This is a genomic window from Pseudomonas sp. R4-15 (assembly GCF_055768815.1).
In genome coordinates this window covers 1474600-1495164 of record NZ_CM147293.1, presented here as the reverse complement: position 1 = coordinate 1495164, position 20565 = coordinate 1474600, and the positions used below count along the sequence as shown (strand labels likewise).

The following is a 20565-nucleotide window of genomic DNA, read 5'->3' as shown; positions in this document are numbered from 1 at the left end:
CAGGAATTTTGCTATCAAATTGACGCCAGTATTTTATGTATTTGCTGCCCCCCGGATTCGCTCCGAGGCCCGCCAGGAGTCCCCATGTTCCAACCTGCCCTCGCCCTGATGAACAGGGCGCGCTATGCCCGCAAGTTCGCCATCATCCTCACCGTGTTCATGCTGCCGTTCTGCTGGATCGCCGGCGACAAGCTCATCACCCTCTATCAGGGCCTTCAGGAAACCCGCAACGAACTGCTCGGCCTGGATACCATCGAGCACGGCCTGCAGGTCCATCTCCAGGCGTTGCGCCTGGCCGGGCTGCATGTGATCGCCTACGCGCGCAACAAACCGGACGTCGCCGAGAGTATCGATCAGCAAGGCAAGGCATTCGCCACCAACGCACAGGAGTATGCCCAGTGGCTGCAGGGCAATCCCTTCGCCGAACTGGCCGGCATTTCCGACCAGGACCCTGCCGCACAGGTCGACCGCGCCACCCGCACCATGGCACTGGGCAGCCAGTACATCGCCCAGACACGTCACCTGCTGACGCAATACCAGGCCATGAAGGAAGTGGCGGCCAGTTCCGCGCTGATCCGCGACGACGACATCGAGATCTATCGCGGCATCGACTTCCTGCTCAATGAGCTGATCCCGTTCTACCAGACACTCGCGCAGACCCGCACGCTTTCGGCCTACATGACGGCCTACGGCTTCCTCGAATCCAGCGCCCGCTCGACCATCATCGACCAGGCCAGCGTAATCGGCGACTTCACCGATACCAGCCCAGAGCAGACCAGCTATCAGGAACAACGCAAACGCCTGGCCGACATCGCCAAGCGCAGCCTGGACATCTACAAGACAGGCACCCTGGACGTCTTCACCAACCAGGGCTTCTTCGATATCAACGCCACCGCGCAATGGGCCGAGCGTCTGAAAGACTACGACCCGCTGCAGCAGGAGTTGGACAGCCTGACCCGTGGGGTCTTCGACGACCTGCGCGGTCACCTGCAGGAGCACGTGGACACCAGCAGCCGCAGCCTGATGCTCTGGTCGTTGACCCTCTGCGCGGTGATCCTGCTCTGTCTCTACCTGTTCACCGGCTTCTTCCTCTCGGTGCGCCGCGCCATCGCCGACATCAGCGCCGGTACCCAGCGGCTGGCCGGCGGAGACCTGAGCCAGCCGATCCAGACGGCCGCCCAGGACGAACTGGGAGAATTGGCGGCGGACTTCAACCGCATGCAGTCCGGCATGCGCGAGCTGATCGCCGAGGTCGCGCGACTCGAATCGATCACCCGCGAACAGGCCCAGGCGCTCAACGCCAGTGCGTTGAGCAGCCAGGAGAGCATCGGTCGACAGACCCAGGAAATGGAATTGATCGCCAGTTCCATGAGCCAATTGGTGAGCAGCGTGCAGGAAGTCAGCCGCAGCTCGCACACCACCGCGGAAATGGCCAGCCAGGCCGGCGAGCAGTGCCGCGATGGCCGCGGCCAGGTGACGCTGGCGGTGGACGGCATGAGCAGACTGTTCAGTGAAATGGACGAGTCGATCCGCGCGATTGGCGCGGTGGAGCACGAAAGCCAGGCCATCGCCAAAGCGGTGGACGTGATCGAGAACGTCTCCGAGCAGACCAACCTGCTTGCCCTCAACGCCGCCATCGAGGCCGCCCGTGCCGGCGAGCAGGGCCGCGGTTTCGCCGTGGTCGCCGACGAGGTCCGCAGCCTGGCTCAACGCTCCCAGGAGCTGACCCGAGAGATCTACAGCACCATCGAGCGCCTGCAGACGCAGGTCAGTGCCGCGGTGAAGACCATTCGCGACAGCCACCAGCAGGCCTCCAGCACGGTCGACGAGGTCAATCGTACGGCGGACATCTTCGCCGCGATCACCCAGAGCATGGAGAGCATCGGCGAGCAGAACCTGCAGATCGCCTCGGCCGCCGAGGAGCAGGCCAGCGTCGTCGCCGGCGTCGAGCAGAACACGCTGTCGATCAAGGAACTCTCCGAGAGCAATGCCCAGGAGGCGCGCAGCACTGCCCAGGTCAGCGAGCGCATGGTGGGTGCCACCCGCGAACTGCATGAGCGCGTCGCCAGCTTCCAGCTCTAACGACGCACCAACCTGGTGCTATTGCTCCAATTTGAGGCGCTGCGAGCTTGAGCCGCAGCGCCTCGCGCGTTTCAGGGAGGAACGAGCGCACCGAAAGGACGTCGTCCTTCATCGCGAGGGCCAGTATTTACAAGGGATCGAGGCAATTGGACAGAAACTTGCAGCAATATGTGAGCACCTGACCGAACGGCCAGGAAATCATTAGAAAGATGCTGTCCCTCAAGGAGCCCCGATGAACCTCAAAGCCACTTCCCTGCTGCTCGCCGGCGGTCTGGCCGTCGCTGCTACGCAGGCCAATGCCGGCATGCTCTGGCACGGCGAAAGCCTCACCTACCTCAATGGCCAGCATTACAAGGTCGACCCGCCGAACCAGCAAACCGTTACCTTCGAACACGTCAGTAGCTGGACCTGGGGCGACATCTTCCTGTTCGTCGACAATATCTGGTTCAACGGCAAGGGCAGCGACTCCGCCGGTGAACATACCTACTACGGCGAATTCAGCCCGCGCCTGTCGTTCGGCAAGATCACCGGCAAGGACCTGTCCTTCGGCCCGATCAGCGACGTCCTGCTGTCGGCGACCTACGAGCGCGGCGAGAACGGCAACCAGAATTACCTGCTCGGCCCGGCCGTCGACCTGACGATCCCCGGTTTCGACTACTTCCAGCTGAACACTTACTACCGCAAGCCCGACGGCATCACCGGCAACCCGGCCGGCCAGTGGCAGGTGACTCCGGCGTGGGGCATGACCATTCCGGTCGGCAAGTCGGACATCCTCTTCGACGGCTTCATCGACTGGGTCGTCAACGACAAGAGCAACAGCAACAACGATATGCACAAGAACCTGCATATCAACCCGCAGATCAAGTACGACCTGGGCAAGGCCCTGGGCTACCAGGCCAAGCAACTGTACGTCGGTATCGAATACGACTACTGGAGCGACAAGTACGCGATCGAAGACGGTGGTTTCGTCAGCGACAACTTCGTCGGCAGCACTGACCAGAACACCTTCAGCTGGATCATCAAGGCTCACTTCTAACTAGAAGCCTGCGAAACGGCGCCGCGCCCCCATCCGCGGCGCCGTACTTACTCGGGGAGACCCTGCTCCCCTTCTGCCGAGAGAATGCCCATGTCGACCGCCCACGAAGACACGCCAGACCTTATCTACGGCCTGGAAGACCGCCCTGCTCCGCTCCCCGCCCTGTTCGCCGCACTGCAGCACGTACTGGCCAGTTTCGTCGGCGTGATCACTCCGCCGCTGGTCATCGGTTCGGTGCTCGGCCTCAGCGCGCAGCTGCCCTACCTGATCAGCATGGCGCTGATGGTTTCCGGGGTCGGCACCTTCATCCAGGCACGGCGCCCGCTGGGTATCGGCGCCGGCATGATCTGCCTGCAAGGCACCAGCTTCGCCTTCCTCGGCGCGGTGCTCTCCGCCGGCCTGCTGGTCAAGGCTCGCGGCGGCAGCCCCGAGGACATCCTGGCGATGGTCTTCGGCGTATGTTTCTTCGGCGCCTTCGTGCAGATCGTCCTCAGCCGCTTCATCCATCGCCTGCAGCGCGTGGTGCCGCCGCTGGTGACCGGCATCGTCATCACCCTGATTGGCGTCAGCCTGATCAAGGTCGGCATCACCGACCTGGGCGGAGGCTTCAACGCCCCCGACTTCGGTGCGCCGGGCAACCTAGCCCTGGGCGGCCTGGTACTGCTCACCATCATCGTACTGAACCGCTCGAACAACGCCTGGCTACGCCTCTCGGCGATCATCATCGGCCTCGCCGTCGGCAGCCTGGCCGCCTGGGCCAGCGGCAAGCTGGTCCCGCATGCCCTGCCCGACCTGCCACTGGTGAGCCTGCCGCAGCCCTTCCGCTTCGGTTTCGACTTCGACTGGACCGCGTTCCTGCCGGTGGCGCTGATCTACCTCATCAGCACCATCGAGACGGTCGGCGATCTGACCGCCAACTGCATGCTCTCGCGCCAGCCGATCGAGGGCCCCAGCTACCTTGCGCGCCTGCGCGGTGGCGTGCTGGGCGACGGCGTGTCCTGCCTGCTGGCGGCCACCTTCAATGCCTTCCCCAACACCACCTTCGCGCAGAACAACGGCGTGATCCAGATGACCGGCGTGGCCAGCCGCCACGTCGGCCTCTACATCGGCGCCCTGCTCTTCGCCCTCGGCCTGTTCCCGCTGCTTGGCGCGATGCTGCAGCAGATTCCCAAGCCGGTGCTCGGCGGTGCGACCCTGGTAATGTTCGGCAGCGTCGCCGCCGCCGGCATCCGCATCCTCGCGCGGGCGCCGCTGGATCGTCGCAGCATGCTGGTCATTGCCGCCTCGCTGGGCGTCGGCCTGGGCATCGCGGCACAGCCGAACCTGTTGCACCAGTTGCCCAAGGTCGTGCAGAACCTGTTCGACTCGGCGATCACCTGCGGCGGCATCACCGCCATCGTGCTCAACCTGCTGCTGCCGGATAACGAACGGCGCGCCGAGGCACCTACCGGCGCTCAGGAAAACCTCCACTGAAAGGCAACCCGCGCTTGCCCAAGGCAGGGCAATCGGGTTAATCAGGTAAAGCGACCCGGCAGTCAGTCACGAACATGGAAATGAACGCCCCAGCCTCTATCAATCACAGCGCCGCCCGCCCCGGCGGGCGCATCCGCCAGAAAAACGAGGAGCAGATTCTCGCGGCCGCCGCCGAGGAGTTCGCTCGCCACGGCTACAAGGGCAGCAGCATGAATGCCATCGCGCAGCGCGCGGGGTTGCCCAAGGCGAATCTGCATTACTACTTCAGCAGCAAGCTAGGTCTGTACATCGAGGTGATGCGCCACATCCTCGATCTGTGGGACAGCGTCTTCGCCCACCTCACCGCCGAGGATGACCCGGCCACCGCGCTGGCTGCCTACATCCGCGCCAAGATGGAGATGTCGCGCCGCCACCCGCTGGCCTCGAAGATCTTCGCCATGGAGGTCATCAGCGGTGGCGAATGCCTTTCCGAGCACTTCAGCCAGGACTACCGCGACTGGGTTCGCGGGCGCGCGGCGGTGTTCGAGGCCTGGGCTGCACAGGGCAAGATGGACCCGGTCGACCCGGTGCACCTGATCTTCCTGCTCTGGGGCAGCACCCAGCACTACGCGGACTTCTCCAGCCAGATCTGCAGCCTGCTGGGGCGCAAGCGACTGACCAAGGCGGACTTCCAGGTCGCCACCGACAACCTCATCCACATCATCCTCAAGGGCTGCGGAGTGAAGATGAGCCAGGACCCGCTCATTCCATCCTAGGGCCTGGTCCCGCACACGTCGAAGCATCGACCGCCCTTGCGGCATCGCCCGGCGCGGTCGATCATTCGCCCCTCATCCAGCCCCACGGAGCGCCGATGCCCTTTACCCTCGTCGCCCCTTGCGAATACCGCGAAGAAATCCGCAAGAGCCGCTTCCTGACCCTGGCCGCGCCGGTGGCCAACGTCGAGGAGGCGCAGGCCTTCATCGCTCGCCACAGCGTGAGCGATGCCACCCATAACTGCTGGGCCTGGAAGATCGGCCAGCAGTACCGCTTCAACGACGACGGCGAACCCGGCGGTACCGCCGGCCGACCGATCCTCGCTGCCATCGAAGGCCAGGACTTCGACGCCGTGGTAGTGCTGGTGATCCGTTGGTACGGCGGCATCCAGCTCGGCACCGGTGGCCTGGCGCGCGCCTATGGCGGGGGTGCTGCCAAGTGCCTGCAGGCCGGCGAACGCGCCGAACGGGTGTTGCGCGAGACCCTGCGCTGCCATGTGCCGTTCACCGAACTGGCCCGGGTCAAGGCGCGCCTGGGCGAGTTCGAGACGGCCCTGGAGCAGGAGACCTTCGATGCCGGGGGAGCCTGGCTCGATCTCGCGGTTCCGCCCCAGCAACGCGAGGCCCTGGCCAGTTGGCTGGCCGACATCAGCCGCGGGCGCAGCCGCCTGGCGCCCCTCACGTGAAAGCGGCCGCTTGTGCACAACGTTTTTGCCCAGACTGCGGCGTGCGTGCCACAGGTGGCGTTGCGCCGCGCTGCGGCCCGTCGCCGCGCAAGCGACTGGCCGCCGCCTCCATGCATCAACGCCTTGCAATACAAGTACTTGCGTAGACTGACCGCTGTAGATGGCAAAACCGGCCAGGCCCTCCGGGCGCTCGAAGTAATGGCAACACGCCACGGCTTTTCTGTGGATAAGTCTGTGTGAAAGATTCCGTAACCCAAGCGCTTGGCGGCTTCCCGCGGCGTGCCGTCGTCAGGAGAATCCACCCATGAGTCGCCCGCTACGCATCCACGCACCCGGCATCAACTATTTCGACATGGTCTGCCGCTGCCGCTCCATCCGCGAGGCGGCGCGCCAGCTCAACGTCGCTTCCTCGGCGGTCAACCGACAGATTCTCAAACTCGAGGACGAGCTCGGTATGCCGCTCTTCGACCGCCTGCCCGGCGGCCTGCAACTGACCTCCGCTGGCGAGGTGCTGGCGCGTCACGTGCGCCTGGTGTTGCAGGATGCCGAGCGCGCACGCTCGGAACTCGACGCCATGCAGGGACTGCGCACCGGTCACGTGGAAATCGCCACCGTGGAAGGCGTCACGGTGGACTTCCTGCCCAACCTGCTGGTGCGCATGCGCGAGCGCTACCCCAGGGTCACAGTCGGCATCACCACGCTGGGCTCGCAGGCGATTCCCGAGGCGGTGGTCAGCGGCGCCGCCGACATCGGCCTGGCGTTCGCGCTGCCACGCAACGCGGAGCTCAACCAACTGGCGGTCGGCCATTTTCGCCTCGGCGCCATCGTGCGCCCCGACCATCCGTTGGCCGCGCGCCGCGAGGTGAGTTTCGCCACCTGCTCGGAGCACACCCTGATCCTGGCCAAGAGCGACCTGTCGATCCATCACCTGTTGGCGCCCTTCCAGGCACGCCATCGCCAGCGCCTGCGGCCGATCATCGAGTCCAGCTCGGTGGAGCTGTCGCGCCAGCTCGCGCGACGCGGGCTGGGCGTCGCGTTCCAGACGCGCATCGGCATCGAGGCCGATCTGCGTCAGGGTGAACTGTTGCACATCCCGCTATCGGACAATGGCGCCATCTACAGCGACCTCGGCGTCTACGTACGCGCCGGACGTTATCTGCCCGTGGCGGTGGATGCCTTCGTACGCGCGCTCAGCGAGGAAATCGCGCATCTGGAGGAGGCCGAAAGGGTGGAGTTGCTGGCGCACTAAGCCGTCCCCCCTCACTCCCATCCGGCCCTTCGCAGCGACAGAAATCGCACTCAAAGAAGGCATGGAAATCCGGTCTGTTTCAGGCTGGTGCACGATCTCCCACTGATGCCGATTCGGCATCAGCGCGGTCTAAAATCTGTTCTTGGTGAGTACAGCGCCCCCATCGATACTGCGCCGGTCACGATGGAGCCAACCCATGCCCAAGACCCTTTCCGCCCGCGCCGTGGACACCGTAAATCTGCCGGTGGTGGACATTTCCACGCTCGCCAGCGGCGATCCCGAACGCCTTGACGAACTGGCCGAAACCCTGCACCGCGCCTGTCGCGACAAGGGGTTCTTCTACGTCACCGGGCATGGCATCGATGCGGCCCTGCAGCAGGAGGTCTTCGCCCAGGCGGCGGCCTTCTTCGCCCTGCCCGAGAGTGCCAAGGCGGCGGTGGACAAGCGTCACTCGCCGGCCAACCGCGGCTACGAGCCGCTGCGCGGGCAAGTACTGGAGAGCGGCACCCCGCCGGACGTCAAGGAAGGCTTCTACATAGGCCCGGAACTGGATGCCGAGCATCCGGCGGTGAAAGCCGGACGCTTCAACCATGGCGCCAACCAGTGGCCCGCCGAATGCCCGCAGTTCCCCACGGTGATGCTGCGTTATCTGGACGAGGTGAGCGCCCTGGCCGAGCGCCTGATGGGCCTGCTGGCGCTGTCGCTGAAACTGCCCCAGGACTTCTTCGCCGACTACTGCCGCGAGCCGCTGACCACCCTGCGCCTGCTGCACTATCCTCCGCAGCCGGCCAACCCGCAGCCCGGCGAAAAAGGCTGCGGCGCGCACACCGACTTCGGCGGCCTGACCCTGCTGCTGCAGGACGACAACGGCGGCCTGCAGGTGTGGGACGAAAGCTCCGCTGAATGGCTGGCGGCGACGCCGATTCCCGGCAGCTACGTGGTCAATCTCGGCGACATGATCGCCCGCTGGACCAACGATCGCTACCGCTCGACCCTGCACCGGGTGGTCAACACCAGTGGTGGCGAACGCTACTCCATTCCGTTCTTCTACAGCGGCAACCCCGACCACGTAGTCGAGTGCCTGCCCGGCTCCGACGAGCCTGCGCGCTACCCCACGGTTACCGTCGAGGAGCACCTGCGCGAGATGTACCGCAGGACCTACGCCTGATGCCCGAGCATCTCATCCTCATCCATGGCGCCTGGGCCGGGAGCTGGGTCTGGGAACCGTTGCTGCCGGGCCTGCGCGCCGCCGGCTACGCGGTACACGCGGTCGATCTGCCGGGCAATCGCGGCGAACTGCCGGCCGCCGCGGTGGACCTGGCCTGTTACCGGCAGCACCTGCTGGCCTTGCTCGAAACCCTCGACGGGCCGGTCCACCTGATCGCCCACTCCGGCGGCGGGATGATCGCCAGCGACCTGGCCGAGAGCGCCGCCGAGCGCATCGCCAGCGTCACCTACATCGCTGGCATGATGCTGCCCAGTGGCCTGGGCTTCGCCGAACTCTGCGCGCAACTGGCCGCCGAGGGCGAGGACGTGGCCGGCATCGGGCCGTACCTGGAGATTCTTCCCGGCGCCTCGCGCGTACCGCCGCAGGCTGCCCGCGAGATCTTTCTCCACGACGTCGCCGACGAGCCCGCCTGGGCCGCCGCGCGGCGCCTGGTGACGCAACCCGATGGCGGCCGCGACACCGTCGTGCAATGGAGCGCCGAACGCCTGGGCCGACTGCCGCGCCTGTACGTCGAAGCCCGCGCCGACCGTTCGGTGACCCTCGCCGCGCAGCGCCGCATGCAGGCCCTGGTGCCTGGCGCACATCGCCTTTCCCTGGATTGCGGGCATGTCCCGCAACTGGCCGCCCCGCAAGCGCTGCTGGACGGCCTTTTGAGTTTTTACGCGCAACACTGAACCCATTTCTTGCATGAACCTCGCTGCATTCGACACAGGAGTCGTCGCTCGATGAAATTCTCCCCGCTGAAAACTGCACTGCTGGCCGCCGGCCTGCTCGCCGCCGCCACCAGCCAGGCCGCCGACAAGGTGCGCTGGCTCAATGACTGGCTGCCCGCCGGCGACAAGGCCGCCATCTACCTGGGCGTGCAGAAGGGTCTGTTCGCCGATGCCGGGATCGAGGTGGAAATCTCCAGCGCCCGCGGCGGCTCCGACGTGGTCACCAAGCTCGCCACCGCCAGCGCCGACTTCGGCAGCGCCGGCCTGCCCTCGGTGATGCAGGCGCGCGCCCAGGGCCCGGTACCGGTGATCGCCCTGGCGCCGATCTACACCCGCCAGCCGGACGCGGTGTTCACCACCAGCGACAGTGGCATCAACAGCCTGCAGGACCTGGTCGGCAAGCAGGTCGCCACGCCCACCTTCTCCGCCTCCAACGTCACCTGGCCGCTGGTGCTGCGCAAGAACGGCATCGATCCGGACAGCGTCAAGCTGCTCAAGGTCGATCCGGGCGCGCTGTCGGCGATGCTCGCCACGGGCAAGGTCGAGGCCACGCTGAACTGGCTGACCGTCGCCCCCGGCTTCGAGAAGGCGCTGGCCGAAGCCGGCAAGACGCTCAAGGTCATCCCCTGGTCGAACTCCGGCTTCGAAGGCTATGGCCTGTCGCTGGTCGCCTCGCAGAAATACGTCGACGCCCACCCGGACGTCACCCAGCGCTTCGTCACCGCCTACCGCAAGGCCGAGGCGATGGCCGTCGCCGATCCGGCCGCTGCCGCTGCCGCGCTCAAGGCCATGGTGCCGGAAGTCGACGTCGCCCAGGCCGAGGCACAGTACAAGGCTTCCATCCCGCTGATCGACAACCCCACCACCGAGCAGGCCGGTAGCGGGCACTTCAGTCCGACCCTGCTGCAAGCTACCTGGGAATGGGTCGCCCACGCCCAGGAACTGCCGATGGACGCCATCGATCCGGCCAGCGTGGTCGACGAGCGCTTCGTGAAATGAGCGACGCCGTAGAGAACCGCCCCAGCATCCAGTTCCGCCAGGTAGGCCAGGTCTTCCCGGCCTCCGACGGTAGCGAGGTCGTCGCCCTGCAGGACGTCGACTTCGCCATCGGCCGGCACGAGTTCATCGCGGTGATCGGCCCCTCTGGCTGCGGCAAGAGCACCCTGCTGCGGGTGCTCGCCGGACTGGTCAAGCCGACCTCGGGTCAGGTGGAGATCTACGGCCGCGCGGTGGATGGGCCGCGCGAGGAAATCGGCATCGTGTTCCAGAAGCCGACCCTGCTGCCCTGGCTGTCGATTCGCGACAACGTGACCTTCCCGATGAAGCACAAGTACGGCCGGGTGACCCCGGCCGAACGCGAGCGCGCCGAGGAACTGCTGGCGATGGTTGGCCTCGCCGACTTCGCCAACAAGCGCCCGGACGAGCTCTCCGGTGGCATGCAGCAACGCGCGGCGATCGCCCGCGCGCTGCTGCACGATCCGGACATCCTGCTGATGGACGAACCCTTCTCCGCCCTCGATGCGCTGACCCGCGACGAGATGAGCCTGGAGTTGCTGAACATCTGGACGCAGCGCCCCAAGACCGTGCTGTTCATCACCCACTCCATTCCCGAAGCCCTGCTGCTGGCCGACCGCATCCTGGTGATGTCGGCGCGCCCCGGCCGGGTCAGGGAGATCATCGACGTCGACCTGCCACGTCCGCGCTCGCTGCAAACCCTGACGGAGCCCCGCTTCCATGAGCTCGCCAACCACATCCGCCGCCAGGTCTTCTCCCGTGTCGTCGGTCTCTAATCGTCTCGGCGCGGTGCTCGCGCCGCTCTCCGCGCTGGTCGGCCTGCTGCTGATCTGGGAGCTGGCCTGCCGGCTACTGGCGATTCCCTCGTTCGTGCTGCCCTCGCCCAGCGCCATCGTCGCCGCGGCAGTCAAGCTCGATGCCGGCATCTGGGCCGGGCACATCTTCGCCACGCTGCGGGTCAGCCTGCTCGGCTACGGCTTGTCGATCCTCATCGGCATTCCGCTGGCGATCGCCCTGTCCAGCTCGCGCGCCCTGTCGCGCACGCTCTACCCGCTGCTGGTGATCGTGCAGTCCACGCCGATCGTCGCGGTGGCGCCGATCATCGTCGTGGTGCTCGGCGCCGGCGACGCGCCGCGGGTGTTCATCACCTTCCTGATCGCGTTCTTCCCCATCGTGGTGTCCACCTTCACCGGCCTGGTGGCCACCCCACCCGAGCTGATCGAGCTGTCCCAGGTGCTCGGTGCCAGTCGCAGCCGCGAGTACCGCAACATCCGCCTGCCCTACGCCATTCCGCATATTTTCTCGGCCCTGCGCATTTCCATCACCCTGGCGGTGATCGGTGCGGTGGTCGCCGAGTTCGTCGCCGCGGAGCAAGGCCTGGGCTACTTCATCAACTTCTCCACCTCACTGTTCCAGGTGCCCCAGGCCTTCGCCGCACTGGCGATGCTGGTGCTGATCAGCCTGGTGCTGTTCCAGGCCGTGGGTCTGGTGCAACGCCTGTGCTTCGCCTGGAGCCTGCCGAAGAAATCCCACTAGAAGAACTGCCATGAACGACGAAAGCCTGCTGCGCAAGAGCTTCGAGGTCGCCCGCCGGGCGCACGAGGCCGGAACCCACCCGTTTGGCGCCATCCTGGTCGGCCCCGACGGCGACGTCCTGATGGAACAGGGCAACGGCTACATGCCCGACCATGACATGACCGGCCACGCCGAGCGCGTGCTGATGACCCGCGCCAGCACCACCTACAGCCCCGAGTTCCTCGCCGGCTGCAGCATGTACACCTCCGCCGAACCCTGCGCGATGTGCGCCGGCGCCGCCTACTGGGCGGGCCTGGGGCGGGTGGTCTACGGACTGTCGGAGCGACGCCTGAAGGAGATCACCGGCAACCATCCGGAAAACCCGACCCTCGACCTGCCCTGCCGGGTGGTATTCGACGCCGGACAGCGCAAGGTCGAGGTGGTCGGCCCGCTACTGGAAGACGAAGGCGCCGCGTTGCACGAGGGCGTCTGGTAACACTGCACCAGGATGAAGCACCCCGCTCGCTGTGGGTGCTACCCTTGCGCCCGCCCGGGGCATCTCCCGGGCGGGCGTCTTGCATTCAAGAGTGGCGAAATGCCGCAACGCCGCCATTTCCATAAAAAACTGACCGCCTGGCCAACTTTTTGCTTTACCAGGACGTTCCCGCAACCAGGGCCTCATCCGCCATGCCTGCTGCTCCCTCTGTGCAACCGCGCCTCCTGCTGCGCGGCATCACCAAACGCTATCCCGGCACGGTCGCCAATGACCGCGTCGAGCTGACCATCGAGCGCGGAGAAATCCATGCGCTGCTCGGTGAGAACGGCGCCGGCAAGAGCACCCTGATGAAGATCATCTACGGCGTCGTCCAGCCGGACGAGGGCGAGATCATCTGGGAAGGCCAGGCGCTGAAGATGCGCGATCCGGCCCAGGCTCGCGACCTGGGCATCGGCATGGTGTTCCAGCACTTCTCGCTGTTCGAGACGCTGAGCGTGGCCGAGAACATCGCCCTGGCGCTGGGCCGCACCGCCGGTACGCCACACCAACTGGAGCCGCGCATCCGCGAGGTGTCGCAGCGCTACGGCATGCCGCTGGACCCGGGCCGCCTGGTGCACAGCCTGTCCATCGGCGAGCGCCAGCGCGTGGAGATCGTGCGTTGCCTGATGCAGGACATCAAGCTGCTGATCCTCGACGAGCCGACCTCGGTGCTGACCCCGCAGGAAGCCGACGAACTCTTCGTCACCTTGCGCCGGCTGGCCGACGAGGGCTGCTCGATCCTGTTCATCAGCCATAAGCTCAATGAGGTGCGCGCACTCTGCCAGAACGCCACCGTGCTGCGCGGCGGCAAAGTGTCCGGGCACTGCATTCCGGCCGAACGCAGCGACCTGGAACTGGCGCAACTGATGGTCGGCGCCGCCGAGGGGCTGGAAGCCAGCTATCCCAAGGTCGAGGGCGGCCAGGTGCGCCTGCGCGTGGACGACCTCTCCTGGCATAACGCCGATCCCTTCGGCTGCTCCTTCGAGCACCTGCGCCTGGAAGTGAAGCGCGGCGAGATCGTCGGCATCGCCGGGGTCGCCGGCAACGGCCAGGACGAACTGCTGGCGCTGCTCTCCGGCGAGACCCGCCTGTCCCACGGCGAACGCGAGCGCATCACCCTGGACGGCGCGCCGCTGGCCAATCTCTATCCTGACGCCCGCCGCGCGCAGGGGCTGGCCTTCGTCCCCGCCGAACGCCTCGGGCACGGCGCGGTACCGGAGATGAGCCTGGCGGAGAACGCCCTGCTCAGCGGCTTCGGCCAGGGCCTGGTGAGCAACGGCATGGTGCGCAACGACAAGGTGATGGCCTACGCCGAGCGGATCATCGAAACCTTCGCGGTGAAGACCCCGGACGCACATACCGCCGCACGCAGCCTGTCCGGCGGCAACCTGCAGAAGTTCATCCTCGGTCGCGAGATCCTCCAGCAGCCCAAGCTGCTGGTCGCCGCGCACCCGACCTGGGGCGTGGACGTCGGCGCCGCCGCGGTGATCCACCGCGCGCTGATCGCCCTGCGCGACGCCGGTGCGTCGATCCTGGTGATTTCCGAGGATCTGGACGAGCTGTTCCAGATCTGCGACCGCGTCGGCGCGCTCTGCGAGGGACAACTCTCGCCGCTGTGTCCGACCGCCGACTGCAACCCCGTGGAGGTCGGCCGCTGGATGGCCGGCCAGTTCCCCGACGCCGCCTGACGAGAAGCCCACATGCTGCTATCCCTGGAACCCCGCGGCCAGCAATCGCGCCTGATGCTTTGGCTGTCCCCGCTGTTCGCCGGCCTGCTGACGCTGATCAGCGGCGCGATCCTCTTCGCCCTGCTCGGTAACGAACCGCTGGGCACCTTCAAGGTCCTGTTGATCGATCCGATCAGCGACTTCTACGGCCTCTCCGAGCTGCTGGTGAAGGCGATCCCCATCCTGCTCTGCGCATTCGGCCTGGCGGTCGCCTACCAGGCGCGCATCTGGAACATCGGCGCCGAGGGACAGTTGCTCATCGGCGCCCTGGCCGGCAGCGCGCTGGCGGTGCACATCATCGACTGGGAGAGCCGCTGGGCGCTGGTCTGGATTCTCCTGCTGGGCACCCTCGCCGGTGCCGCTTGGGGCGGTCTGGCCGCCTGGCTGCGCACTCACTTCAACGCCAACGAAATCCTCACCACCATCATGCTCAACTACATCGCGCTGAACCTGCTGCTGTTCTGCGTGCATGGGCCGCTGAAAGACCCGGAAGGCTTCAACTTCCCGCAGTCGGCGATGTTCGGTGACGCCAGCCTGCTGCCATCGATCATCGAGGGCGACCGGGTCTCCATCTCGCTGTACTTCGCGCTGCTGGCGCTGGTGGCGGTCTGGGTGCTGCTGCAGAAGAGCTTCGTCGGCTTCCAGGTGCGGGTGATGGGCCTGGACAAGCGCGCCGCCGGTTTCGTCGGTTTCCGCGAGAAGCGCCTGGTCTGGCTGGTGCTACTGATCAGCGGCGGCCTGGCGGGCCTGGCCGGGGTCGGCGAAGTCACCGGGCCCATCGGCCAACTGGTGCCGCAGGTCTCGCCGGGCTACGGCTACGCGGCGATCACCGTGGCCTTCCTCGGCCGTCTCAACCCCATCGGCATCCTCTTCGCCGGCCTGCTCATGGCGCTGCTCTACCTGGGCGGCGAGAACGCGCAGATGGCGGCCAACCTGCCGATGTCGATCACCCAGCTGTTCCAGGGCATGGTGCTGTTCTTCCTGCTCGCCTGCGATGTGCTGATTCTCTACCGCGTGCGCCTGGCACGCCCCTTCGCGCGGTCGCGCGCGCTGCCCGAGGCCTGATCCATGGACATCGATCTGTTGACCAACATCTTCTACGCCATGGTGCGCACCGGCACGCCGCTGCTGCTGGTCGCCCTCGGCGAACTGGTCTGCGAGAAGAGTGGTGTGCTCAACCTCGGCCAGGAAGGCATGATGCTGTTCGGCGCGGTAATCGGCTTCATCGTCGCCACCGCCAGCGGCAGCCTCTGGCTCGGCGTGCTGTTCGCCTGCCTGGCCGGCGTAGCGCTGTCGCTGCTGTTCGCCTTCGTCGCCCTTGGGCTGACCGCCAACCAGGTCGCCACGGGGCTGGCGCTGACCATCTTCGGCGTCGGCCTGTCGTCGTTCGTCGGCGCCGGTTGGGTCGGCAAGCCGCTGGCCGGCTTCGAGCCGGTGAACCTCCCCTACCTCTCGGATATCCCGCTGATCGGCCGCATGCTGTTCGGCCAGGACCTGCTGGTGTACCTGTCCTTCGCGCTGTTCGCGGCGATCGCCTGGGTGATGCTCAAGAGCCGCGTCGGCCTGATCGTCCAGGCCGTCGGCGAGAACCCCGACGCGGCCAGCGCCATGGGCCTGCCAGTGCTGCGCGTGCGCACCCTGGCGGTGATGTTCGGCGGCGCCATGACCGGCCTCGCCGGTGGCTACATGTCGCTGGCCTACACCCCGCTGTGGGCCGAAAACATGACCGCCGGACGCGGCTGGATCGCCCTCGCCCTGGTGGTGTTCGCCAGCTGGCGGGTGTTCCGCGTGCTGCTCGGCGCCTGGCTGTTCGGCCTCGCCAGCATCTTCCACCTGGTCGCCCAGGGCCTGGGCCTGGCGATCCCCGGCAACCTGCTGGCGATGCTGCCGTACGTGGCGACCATCCTGGTGCTGGTGATCCTCTCCCGCGACGCGGTGAAGACCCGCCTGTACGCCCCGGTATCCCTCGGCAAGCCCTGGAAGGCGGGGCACTGACGGCCCTCCTCAGCCAGCCTCGTGGGGCGGGTGAGGACCGGCAGACTCTCTGATCGCTCCCACGCTCCTGCGTGGGAGCGCCTCCCGAGACGCTCCGCGTCTCCAGTGCCCAAGGCCTTCGGTGCCAAAATACGATTTTCGGCCATTAACCGAATTTCCCGGTTTCGCCCTCCTGGGCGACGCCCTTTTGTTTCGCCTCGCCGGCCGCGGCAAAAGGGCGCAAAACCATTGCCCCGGCGATCCGGCCCGGCGTATACGGGCCATCCCTGGCCCTATACGCCTTTCGCCGCCATCCAGGCGGCTCAACCTGCTACGCGACGACTCCGTTCACCCGGACCAACGGGGCGCTTCGGCGCCGTCTGGAAGTCCGAGTAACTAAGTAGGATGGGTTGAGCGCAGCGATACCCATCGCGCCGCCACGATGGGTATCGTCGCTACGCTCCTCCACCTACGCGGCCCGACCCATCCTACCGGGTCGGGGCCGAGGCCAAGCCAGGGCAACGCGACCACCGATGACGAGGCCTGCACCCGGGGCCCCTTCAGCAGGCCGAGTGGAGGCGTTGCGCAGGGGAGTGAGCCGCCAGGACGGCGGCGAGAGGCCTGTGCGGTCCAGGGATGGACCGTACAGGCCGGCCCCCGGAGCAGCGCCGGAGCGAGGGAACCCCAACCGCGCAGCGGTTGGGGCCGGATGCTGGGGTCGCCTTCTCTTTGGTCACTTTCTCTTGGCGAAACAAGAGAAAGTGACTCGCCGTGCAAGGCGAAATCTGTCGTCCCAACCGAGGAAAGCGCCACGCTCCCATCCCCAAGCACAAAACCGCAAACACCTGTGCCGATGGCAGGGAGCCTTTGGCTCAAAAGCCACAGCTCAAGCCCCCTGGGCTCGCCCCTGCTACGGCGCCAGCCGCACTTCCCGCGACGGCGGGTGGCCGAAGTAGTCGCGGTAACAGCGGCTGAAGTGATGACTGGAGGCGAAGCCGCAGGCCAGTGCCACCTCGGTGATCGACAGCGCCGAATGCTGCAGCAGCCGGCGCGCTTCGGTGATGCGCAGCTCCAGGTAGTAGCGATGCTGGGAGGTCGCCAGCTCGCGCTGGAACAGACGGTCCAGCTGGCGTCGCGACAGGCCCACGTAGTCGGCCAGTTGGTCCAGTTCCAGCGGCTCTTCCAGGTTGTTCTCCATCAGCTCCACAGCGCGCCGCAGCGATTCGCTCAGGCGCGCCTTGGCGTGCCCAGCGCCGACCCGGCGAAAACGCAGCCCCTCGAACGCGAGGATTTCCTCGATGCCGCGGGCCAGGGCCTCGCCATGGCGCTCACGCACCTCTTGCAGCATCAGTTGGGCCGCACCGTTGGGACTGGCCGCAGTCAACCGGCCCGCGTCGGCGACGAAGCTCTCACCAACCACCTGACTGGCCGGGCTGGCCTCGACCAGCGCGGCGCGGTTCTCCGGATGGATGCTGCAACGGCGGCCGCCGAGCAGCCCGGCCTGGGCGAGAAACCAGGCACCGTTCCACAGCCCGCCCAGCGGCAGGCTACGGCGCTCGGCCTCGAGCAGCAGGCGCCGCAGCAACGGCTGCGGGCGCAGCGGCGTTCTCAGGCCACCGCAGACCAGCAGCAGGTCGAGATCGGCGAGCGCCGTTGGCGAAAGCGGAGTGTCGGGTTTGATGAGGATGCCCAGGTCGCTCAACACCTCGCCCTCGGCCAACGCCAGGCTGCACGCGCGATAGAGCTCGCGGCCGGCGAGCAGGTTGGCGGTGACCAACACGTCCACCGCGCCGGTGAAGGTCGCCAGGGAGAAATGCTCGAGCAAGACGAAGCCGACGCGCCGCGTCTCACCCTCGGTCCGCGAGCCCAGGCTGCGCAGATTGCGCCCTTCCAGCCCGCCACTGAAATGCCTGCGTTCGTCCACGCCACCTCCACGATCCATTCGCGCGATGATGCCCGCTCACCGGCGGACGGTCACCCCATACCTGCGACCTCGGCATGGCCCGGCGCGCCAGCGGGCTTTCGCTCACCAGCCGACACCGGCACACTGTGCGTCCGTGCACAGCTGACGGCAGCGCCCCCTTGTCCTCCTCGTTCATGTCGAGACTGACCGCCCTGTTCCCCTGGCTGCCCGAGGTCAATCGCGGGAGCCTGGGGCATGACCTCACCGCCGGTCTGCTCGGCGCAATCCTCGCCCTGCCGCAGGGCGTGGCCTTCGCTACGCTCGCCGGGCTGCCGCCGCAATACGGCGTCTACGGCGCGGTGCTGCCGTGCCTGATCGCCGCCCTGGCCGGCTCCAGCCGGCACGTGATAAGTGGCCCGACCAACGCCAATTCGCTAGCCCTGTTCGCCGCACTGACGCCACTGGCGGCGGCCGCCTCGCCGCACTACATCGACCTGGCGCTGGCGGTGACCATCATGGTCGGCCTGCTGCAACTGCTGGTCGGCGGCCTGCGCCTGGGCGCGCTGGCGAACTTCGTCTCGCCGTCGGTGCTGCTCGGCTTCACCTCCGGCGCGGCGCTGCTGATCGCCCTCTACTCGCTGCGCGACCTGCTCGGCCTCGACGTCAGCCGCGACACCTCGGCCTACCTGCTGCTGCCCCACGCGCTGGCTCACCCCAGCGAGGTCAACCTCGCGGTCTTCGGCGTGGGCGTCCTGACCCTGGCGGCGACCCTGCTCTTGCGCCGCCTGCGACCCCGCTGGCCGGTGATGCTGCTCGGGCTGCTGGTCGGCTACCTGGCGGCGCTGGGTGCCGATGCCTGGCTGGGCGATGCGCAGATCGCCCGGGTCGGCGCGATTCCCTCCGCGCTGCCGCCGTTCCACTGGCCGCAGGTGAGCCTGGCGGACCTCGGCGACCTGTCCTCGATCGCCGTGGCGCTGACCCTGGTGGCGCTCGGCCAATCCCTGTCGATCAGCAAGGCAATGGCGCAACACGCCGGCCAGCGCCTGGACGTGAACCGCGAGTTCTTCGGCCAGGGCCTGTCCAATGCCATCGGCGGGATGTTCTCCTGCTACGTCTCCTGCGGCTCGCTGAACCGTTCGCTGCCCAACTACGAAGCCGGCGCCCGCACGCCGCTGGCGGCGGTCTTCGCCGCCGGCCTTCTGGTGCTGCTGGTGGCCTTCGGCGGCCGCCTGATCGCACAGATCCCGCTGGCGGCGATCGCCGCGACCCTGCTGCTGGTGGCCTGGGGCCTGGTGGATCGCGTGCGCTGGCGTCACGTGCTGGCCAGCAGTCGCACCGAAACGTTGGTGGCCGGTGTGACCTTCGCCGCGACCCTGGCGCTGCCGCTGGACCGCGCGGTTCTGCTCGGCACCCTGGTCTCGCTGGTCGCCTACCTGTACCGCACCGCGCATCCGGCGGTGCGCGTGCTGCTGCCCTCCCCGCATGATGAGCAACGCCGTTTCACGCCCGTCGAGGAACTGCCGCCGCCCCATCCGCAGGAGTGTCCGCAACTCAAGTTGGTGCGCATCGAGGGCTCGATCTTCTTCGGTGCAGCGCAGCACGTCGGCGATCACCTGCAGCGCTTCCGCGAAGAAAACCCCGGACAGAAGCACGCGCTGTTCATGGTCAAGAGCATGAACTTCGTCGACCTCGCCGGCTGCGACCTCTGGCACCAGGAAATCCGCGAACGCCGTGCCGTCGGCGGCGATGTCTACTTCCACCGTCCGCGCAGCCGGGTGATGGAGATGTTCGCCCGCACCGGCCTGCTGCGAGGGCTGGGCGAGGATCACCTGTTCGCCTCGAAGGACCAGGCACTGCGGGAAATCTACCCGCGGCTGGACCCGGCGATCTGCCGGGACTGCCCGGTGCGGCTGTTCCGGGAGTGTCGGGGCGCGGCGGCGGCGCAGGTGCAGCCGCAGGATTAGAGCAGGTGCACTGGGCCTTCGGCGCCAAAGGACTATTCTCGGTGTCCTCCGAGACTCCCGGTTTCGCCCTCCTGGGCGACGTCCTTTTGTCTTGCCTCGCCGGCCGCGACAAAAGTGGGCAAAACCCCTGCCCCTATGATCCGGCCCCGCCCGCTGCGCGGACGTAGGATGGGTTGAGCGCAGCGATACCCATCGCGCCACCACGATGGGTATCGCTGCGCTCCTCCACCTACGCGGCCCGACCCATCCTACCGGGTCGGGGGCGGAGTCGGCGCCGCCCCTGGGCAACGCGACCACCAAAGATAAGGCTTGCACCCGGGGCCCCGTCAGGAGGCCGAGTGGAGGTGTTGCGCAGGGGGATGCGAGACAGGACGCCGAGCAAGACGCGAAGGGGCAGGACGCCCCTTCGCGGCGTGCCCCAGGAGCAGCGCCGGAGCGAGGGAACCCCGTCTGCGCAGCAGGCGGGGCCGGATGTAGGGGGTGCCTTCTTTCGGTTACCTTTCTTGGGCAAGCAAGAAAGGTGACTCGCCGTGCAGGGCGAAACCTGTCGCCTCATCCGAGGAAAGCGCGGCGCGCAGACGCCAAAGCGCAAACCCGCACAGCGCACGCCAATGTCCCGGCAAACGTCCGAACCCAGGGAGCCCGACGCTGGTGGATGAGCAGAGCGTCATCCAGCGATTAAGCTCACTCGGAGCAGCGGAGCGTTGGGGACAG

General features: G+C 67.0%; 17 protein-coding genes and 1 pseudogene. 17 read left to right on the top strand and 1 reads right to left on the bottom strand.

Annotated features, from left to right (window positions below; translation table 11 throughout):
• Positions 1-84 precede the first annotated feature (84 nt).
• The 16 genes and pseudogenes from ACYRGX_RS06990 to ACYRGX_RS06915 all read left to right on the top strand — a co-directional run.
• Positions 85-1221, top strand: a pseudogene (locus ACYRGX_RS06990) (HAMP domain-containing protein); the annotation flags it as partial.
• On the top strand, positions 1219-2082 hold the full coding sequence (locus ACYRGX_RS06985; RefSeq protein WP_473056645.1) for a methyl-accepting chemotaxis protein: 864 nt from the start codon (positions 1219-1221) through the stop codon (positions 2080-2082). The pseudogene ACYRGX_RS06990 and the gene ACYRGX_RS06985, both read left to right, overlap by 3 nt.
• A 232-nt stretch (positions 2083-2314) precedes the next feature.
• Positions 2315-3118: an outer membrane protein OmpK gene (locus tag ACYRGX_RS06980; RefSeq protein ID WP_473055885.1), complete on the top strand. Its 804-nt coding sequence runs from the start codon at positions 2315-2317 to the stop codon at positions 3116-3118.
• A 90-nt stretch (positions 3119-3208) separates the two neighbouring features.
• Positions 3209-4591 (top strand): uracil-xanthine permease family protein, encoded by a 1383-nt coding sequence (locus ACYRGX_RS06975; RefSeq protein WP_473055884.1) that lies wholly within the window; start codon positions 3209-3211, stop codon positions 4589-4591.
• A gap of 80 nt (positions 4592-4671) precedes the next feature.
• The gene (locus tag ACYRGX_RS06970) at positions 4672-5346 is read left to right on the top strand and encodes a TetR family transcriptional regulator C-terminal domain-containing protein (RefSeq protein ID WP_473055883.1); all 675 of its coding nucleotides are present in this window, start codon (positions 4672-4674) and stop codon (positions 5344-5346) included.
• Positions 5347-5441: 95 nt separating this feature from the next.
• On the top strand, positions 5442-6029 hold the full coding sequence (locus tag ACYRGX_RS06965) for an IMPACT family protein (RefSeq protein ID WP_473055882.1): 588 nt from the start codon (positions 5442-5444) through the stop codon (positions 6027-6029).
• A 304-nt stretch (positions 6030-6333) separates the two neighbouring features.
• Entirely contained in the window at positions 6334-7278 is a 945-nt protein-coding gene (locus tag ACYRGX_RS06960) for a LysR family transcriptional regulator (protein ID WP_473055881.1), read from the top strand.
• A 196-nt stretch (positions 7279-7474) separates the two neighbouring features.
• Positions 7475-8446 carry an isopenicillin N synthase family dioxygenase gene (locus ACYRGX_RS06955; RefSeq protein WP_473055880.1) on the top strand — a complete coding sequence of 324 codons (972 nt, stop codon included), beginning with the start codon at positions 7475-7477 and terminating at the stop codon, positions 8444-8446.
• On the top strand, positions 8446-9180 hold the full coding sequence (locus ACYRGX_RS06950) for an alpha/beta fold hydrolase (RefSeq protein ID WP_473055879.1): 735 nt from the start codon (positions 8446-8448) through the stop codon (positions 9178-9180). The genes ACYRGX_RS06955 and ACYRGX_RS06950 overlap by 1 nt, the downstream gene beginning before the upstream one ends.
• Before the next feature lie 51 nt (positions 9181-9231).
• Positions 9232-10218 carry an ABC transporter substrate-binding protein gene (locus tag ACYRGX_RS06945; protein WP_473055878.1) on the top strand — a complete coding sequence of 329 codons (987 nt, stop codon included), beginning with the start codon at positions 9232-9234 and terminating at the stop codon, positions 10216-10218.
• Positions 10215-11009, top strand: coding sequence for an ABC transporter ATP-binding protein (locus ACYRGX_RS06940; protein WP_473055877.1), 795 nt, complete (start codon positions 10215-10217; stop codon positions 11007-11009). Before ACYRGX_RS06945 ends, ACYRGX_RS06940 begins: the two co-directional genes overlap by 4 nt.
• Positions 10954-11769 (top strand): ABC transporter permease, encoded by an 816-nt coding sequence (locus tag ACYRGX_RS06935; RefSeq protein ID WP_473055876.1) that lies wholly within the window; start codon positions 10954-10956, stop codon positions 11767-11769. Before ACYRGX_RS06940 ends, ACYRGX_RS06935 begins: the two co-directional genes overlap by 56 nt.
• Positions 11770-11779: 10 nt before the next feature.
• Complete coding sequence (locus tag ACYRGX_RS06930; protein WP_473055875.1) at positions 11780-12244, top strand: nucleoside deaminase; 465 nt, start codon at positions 11780-11782, stop codon at positions 12242-12244.
• 191 nt (positions 12245-12435) lie between these two features.
• Positions 12436-13971, top strand: coding sequence for an ABC transporter ATP-binding protein (locus ACYRGX_RS06925; protein ID WP_473055874.1), 1536 nt, complete (start codon positions 12436-12438; stop codon positions 13969-13971).
• 12 nt (positions 13972-13983) lie between these two features.
• On the top strand, positions 13984-15075 hold the full coding sequence (locus ACYRGX_RS06920; protein WP_473055873.1) for an ABC transporter permease: 1092 nt from the start codon (positions 13984-13986) through the stop codon (positions 15073-15075).
• A gap of 3 nt (positions 15076-15078) precedes the next feature.
• Positions 15079-16005 (top strand): ABC transporter permease, encoded by a 927-nt coding sequence (locus tag ACYRGX_RS06915; protein WP_473055872.1) that lies wholly within the window; start codon positions 15079-15081, stop codon positions 16003-16005.
• 889 nt (positions 16006-16894) lie between these two features.
• Here the strand turns inward: ACYRGX_RS06915 and ACYRGX_RS06910 are convergent.
• On the bottom strand, positions 16895-17908 hold the full coding sequence (locus ACYRGX_RS06910; protein ID WP_473055871.1) for a GlxA family transcriptional regulator: 1014 nt from the start codon (positions 17906-17908) through the stop codon (positions 16895-16897).
• Positions 17909-18081: 173 nt separating this feature from the next.
• On the opposite strand from ACYRGX_RS06910, the gene ACYRGX_RS06905 reads away from it, so the two are divergent.
• The gene (locus tag ACYRGX_RS06905; RefSeq protein ID WP_473055870.1) at positions 18082-19851 is read left to right on the top strand and encodes a SulP family inorganic anion transporter; all 1770 of its coding nucleotides are present in this window, start codon (positions 18082-18084) and stop codon (positions 19849-19851) included.
• The last annotated feature ends 714 nt before the right edge of the window (positions 19852-20565 follow it).

Excerpts from the sequence above, each read along its gene's own strand:
- ACYRGX_RS06985 (WP_473056645.1), top strand. The coding sequence starts at position 1,219 with ATGCAGTCCGGCATGCGCGAGCTGATCGCCGAGGTCGCGCGACTCGAA.
- ACYRGX_RS06980 (WP_473055885.1), top strand. The coding sequence starts at position 2,315 with ATGAACCTCAAAGCCACTTCCCTGCTGCTCGCCGGCGGTCTGGCCGTC.
- ACYRGX_RS06975 (WP_473055884.1), top strand. The coding sequence starts at position 3,209 with ATGTCGACCGCCCACGAAGACACGCCAGACCTTATCTACGGCCTGGAA.
- ACYRGX_RS06970 (WP_473055883.1), top strand. The coding sequence starts at position 4,672 with ATGAACGCCCCAGCCTCTATCAATCACAGCGCCGCCCGCCCCGGCGGG.
- ACYRGX_RS06965 (WP_473055882.1), top strand. The coding sequence starts at position 5,442 with ATGCCCTTTACCCTCGTCGCCCCTTGCGAATACCGCGAAGAAATCCGC.
- ACYRGX_RS06960 (WP_473055881.1), top strand. The coding sequence starts at position 6,334 with ATGAGTCGCCCGCTACGCATCCACGCACCCGGCATCAACTATTTCGAC.
- ACYRGX_RS06955 (WP_473055880.1), top strand. The coding sequence starts at position 7,475 with ATGCCCAAGACCCTTTCCGCCCGCGCCGTGGACACCGTAAATCTGCCG.
- ACYRGX_RS06950 (WP_473055879.1), top strand. The coding sequence starts at position 8,446 with ATGCCCGAGCATCTCATCCTCATCCATGGCGCCTGGGCCGGGAGCTGG.
- ACYRGX_RS06945 (WP_473055878.1), top strand. The coding sequence starts at position 9,232 with ATGAAATTCTCCCCGCTGAAAACTGCACTGCTGGCCGCCGGCCTGCTC.
- ACYRGX_RS06940 (WP_473055877.1), top strand. The coding sequence starts at position 10,215 with ATGAGCGACGCCGTAGAGAACCGCCCCAGCATCCAGTTCCGCCAGGTA.
- ACYRGX_RS06935 (WP_473055876.1), top strand. The coding sequence starts at position 10,954 with ATGAGCTCGCCAACCACATCCGCCGCCAGGTCTTCTCCCGTGTCGTCG.
- ACYRGX_RS06930 (WP_473055875.1), top strand. The coding sequence starts at position 11,780 with ATGAACGACGAAAGCCTGCTGCGCAAGAGCTTCGAGGTCGCCCGCCGG.
- ACYRGX_RS06925 (WP_473055874.1), top strand. The coding sequence starts at position 12,436 with ATGCCTGCTGCTCCCTCTGTGCAACCGCGCCTCCTGCTGCGCGGCATC.
- ACYRGX_RS06920 (WP_473055873.1), top strand. The coding sequence starts at position 13,984 with ATGCTGCTATCCCTGGAACCCCGCGGCCAGCAATCGCGCCTGATGCTT.
- ACYRGX_RS06915 (WP_473055872.1), top strand. The coding sequence starts at position 15,079 with ATGGACATCGATCTGTTGACCAACATCTTCTACGCCATGGTGCGCACC.
- ACYRGX_RS06905 (WP_473055870.1), top strand. The coding sequence starts at position 18,082 with ATGTCGAGACTGACCGCCCTGTTCCCCTGGCTGCCCGAGGTCAATCGC.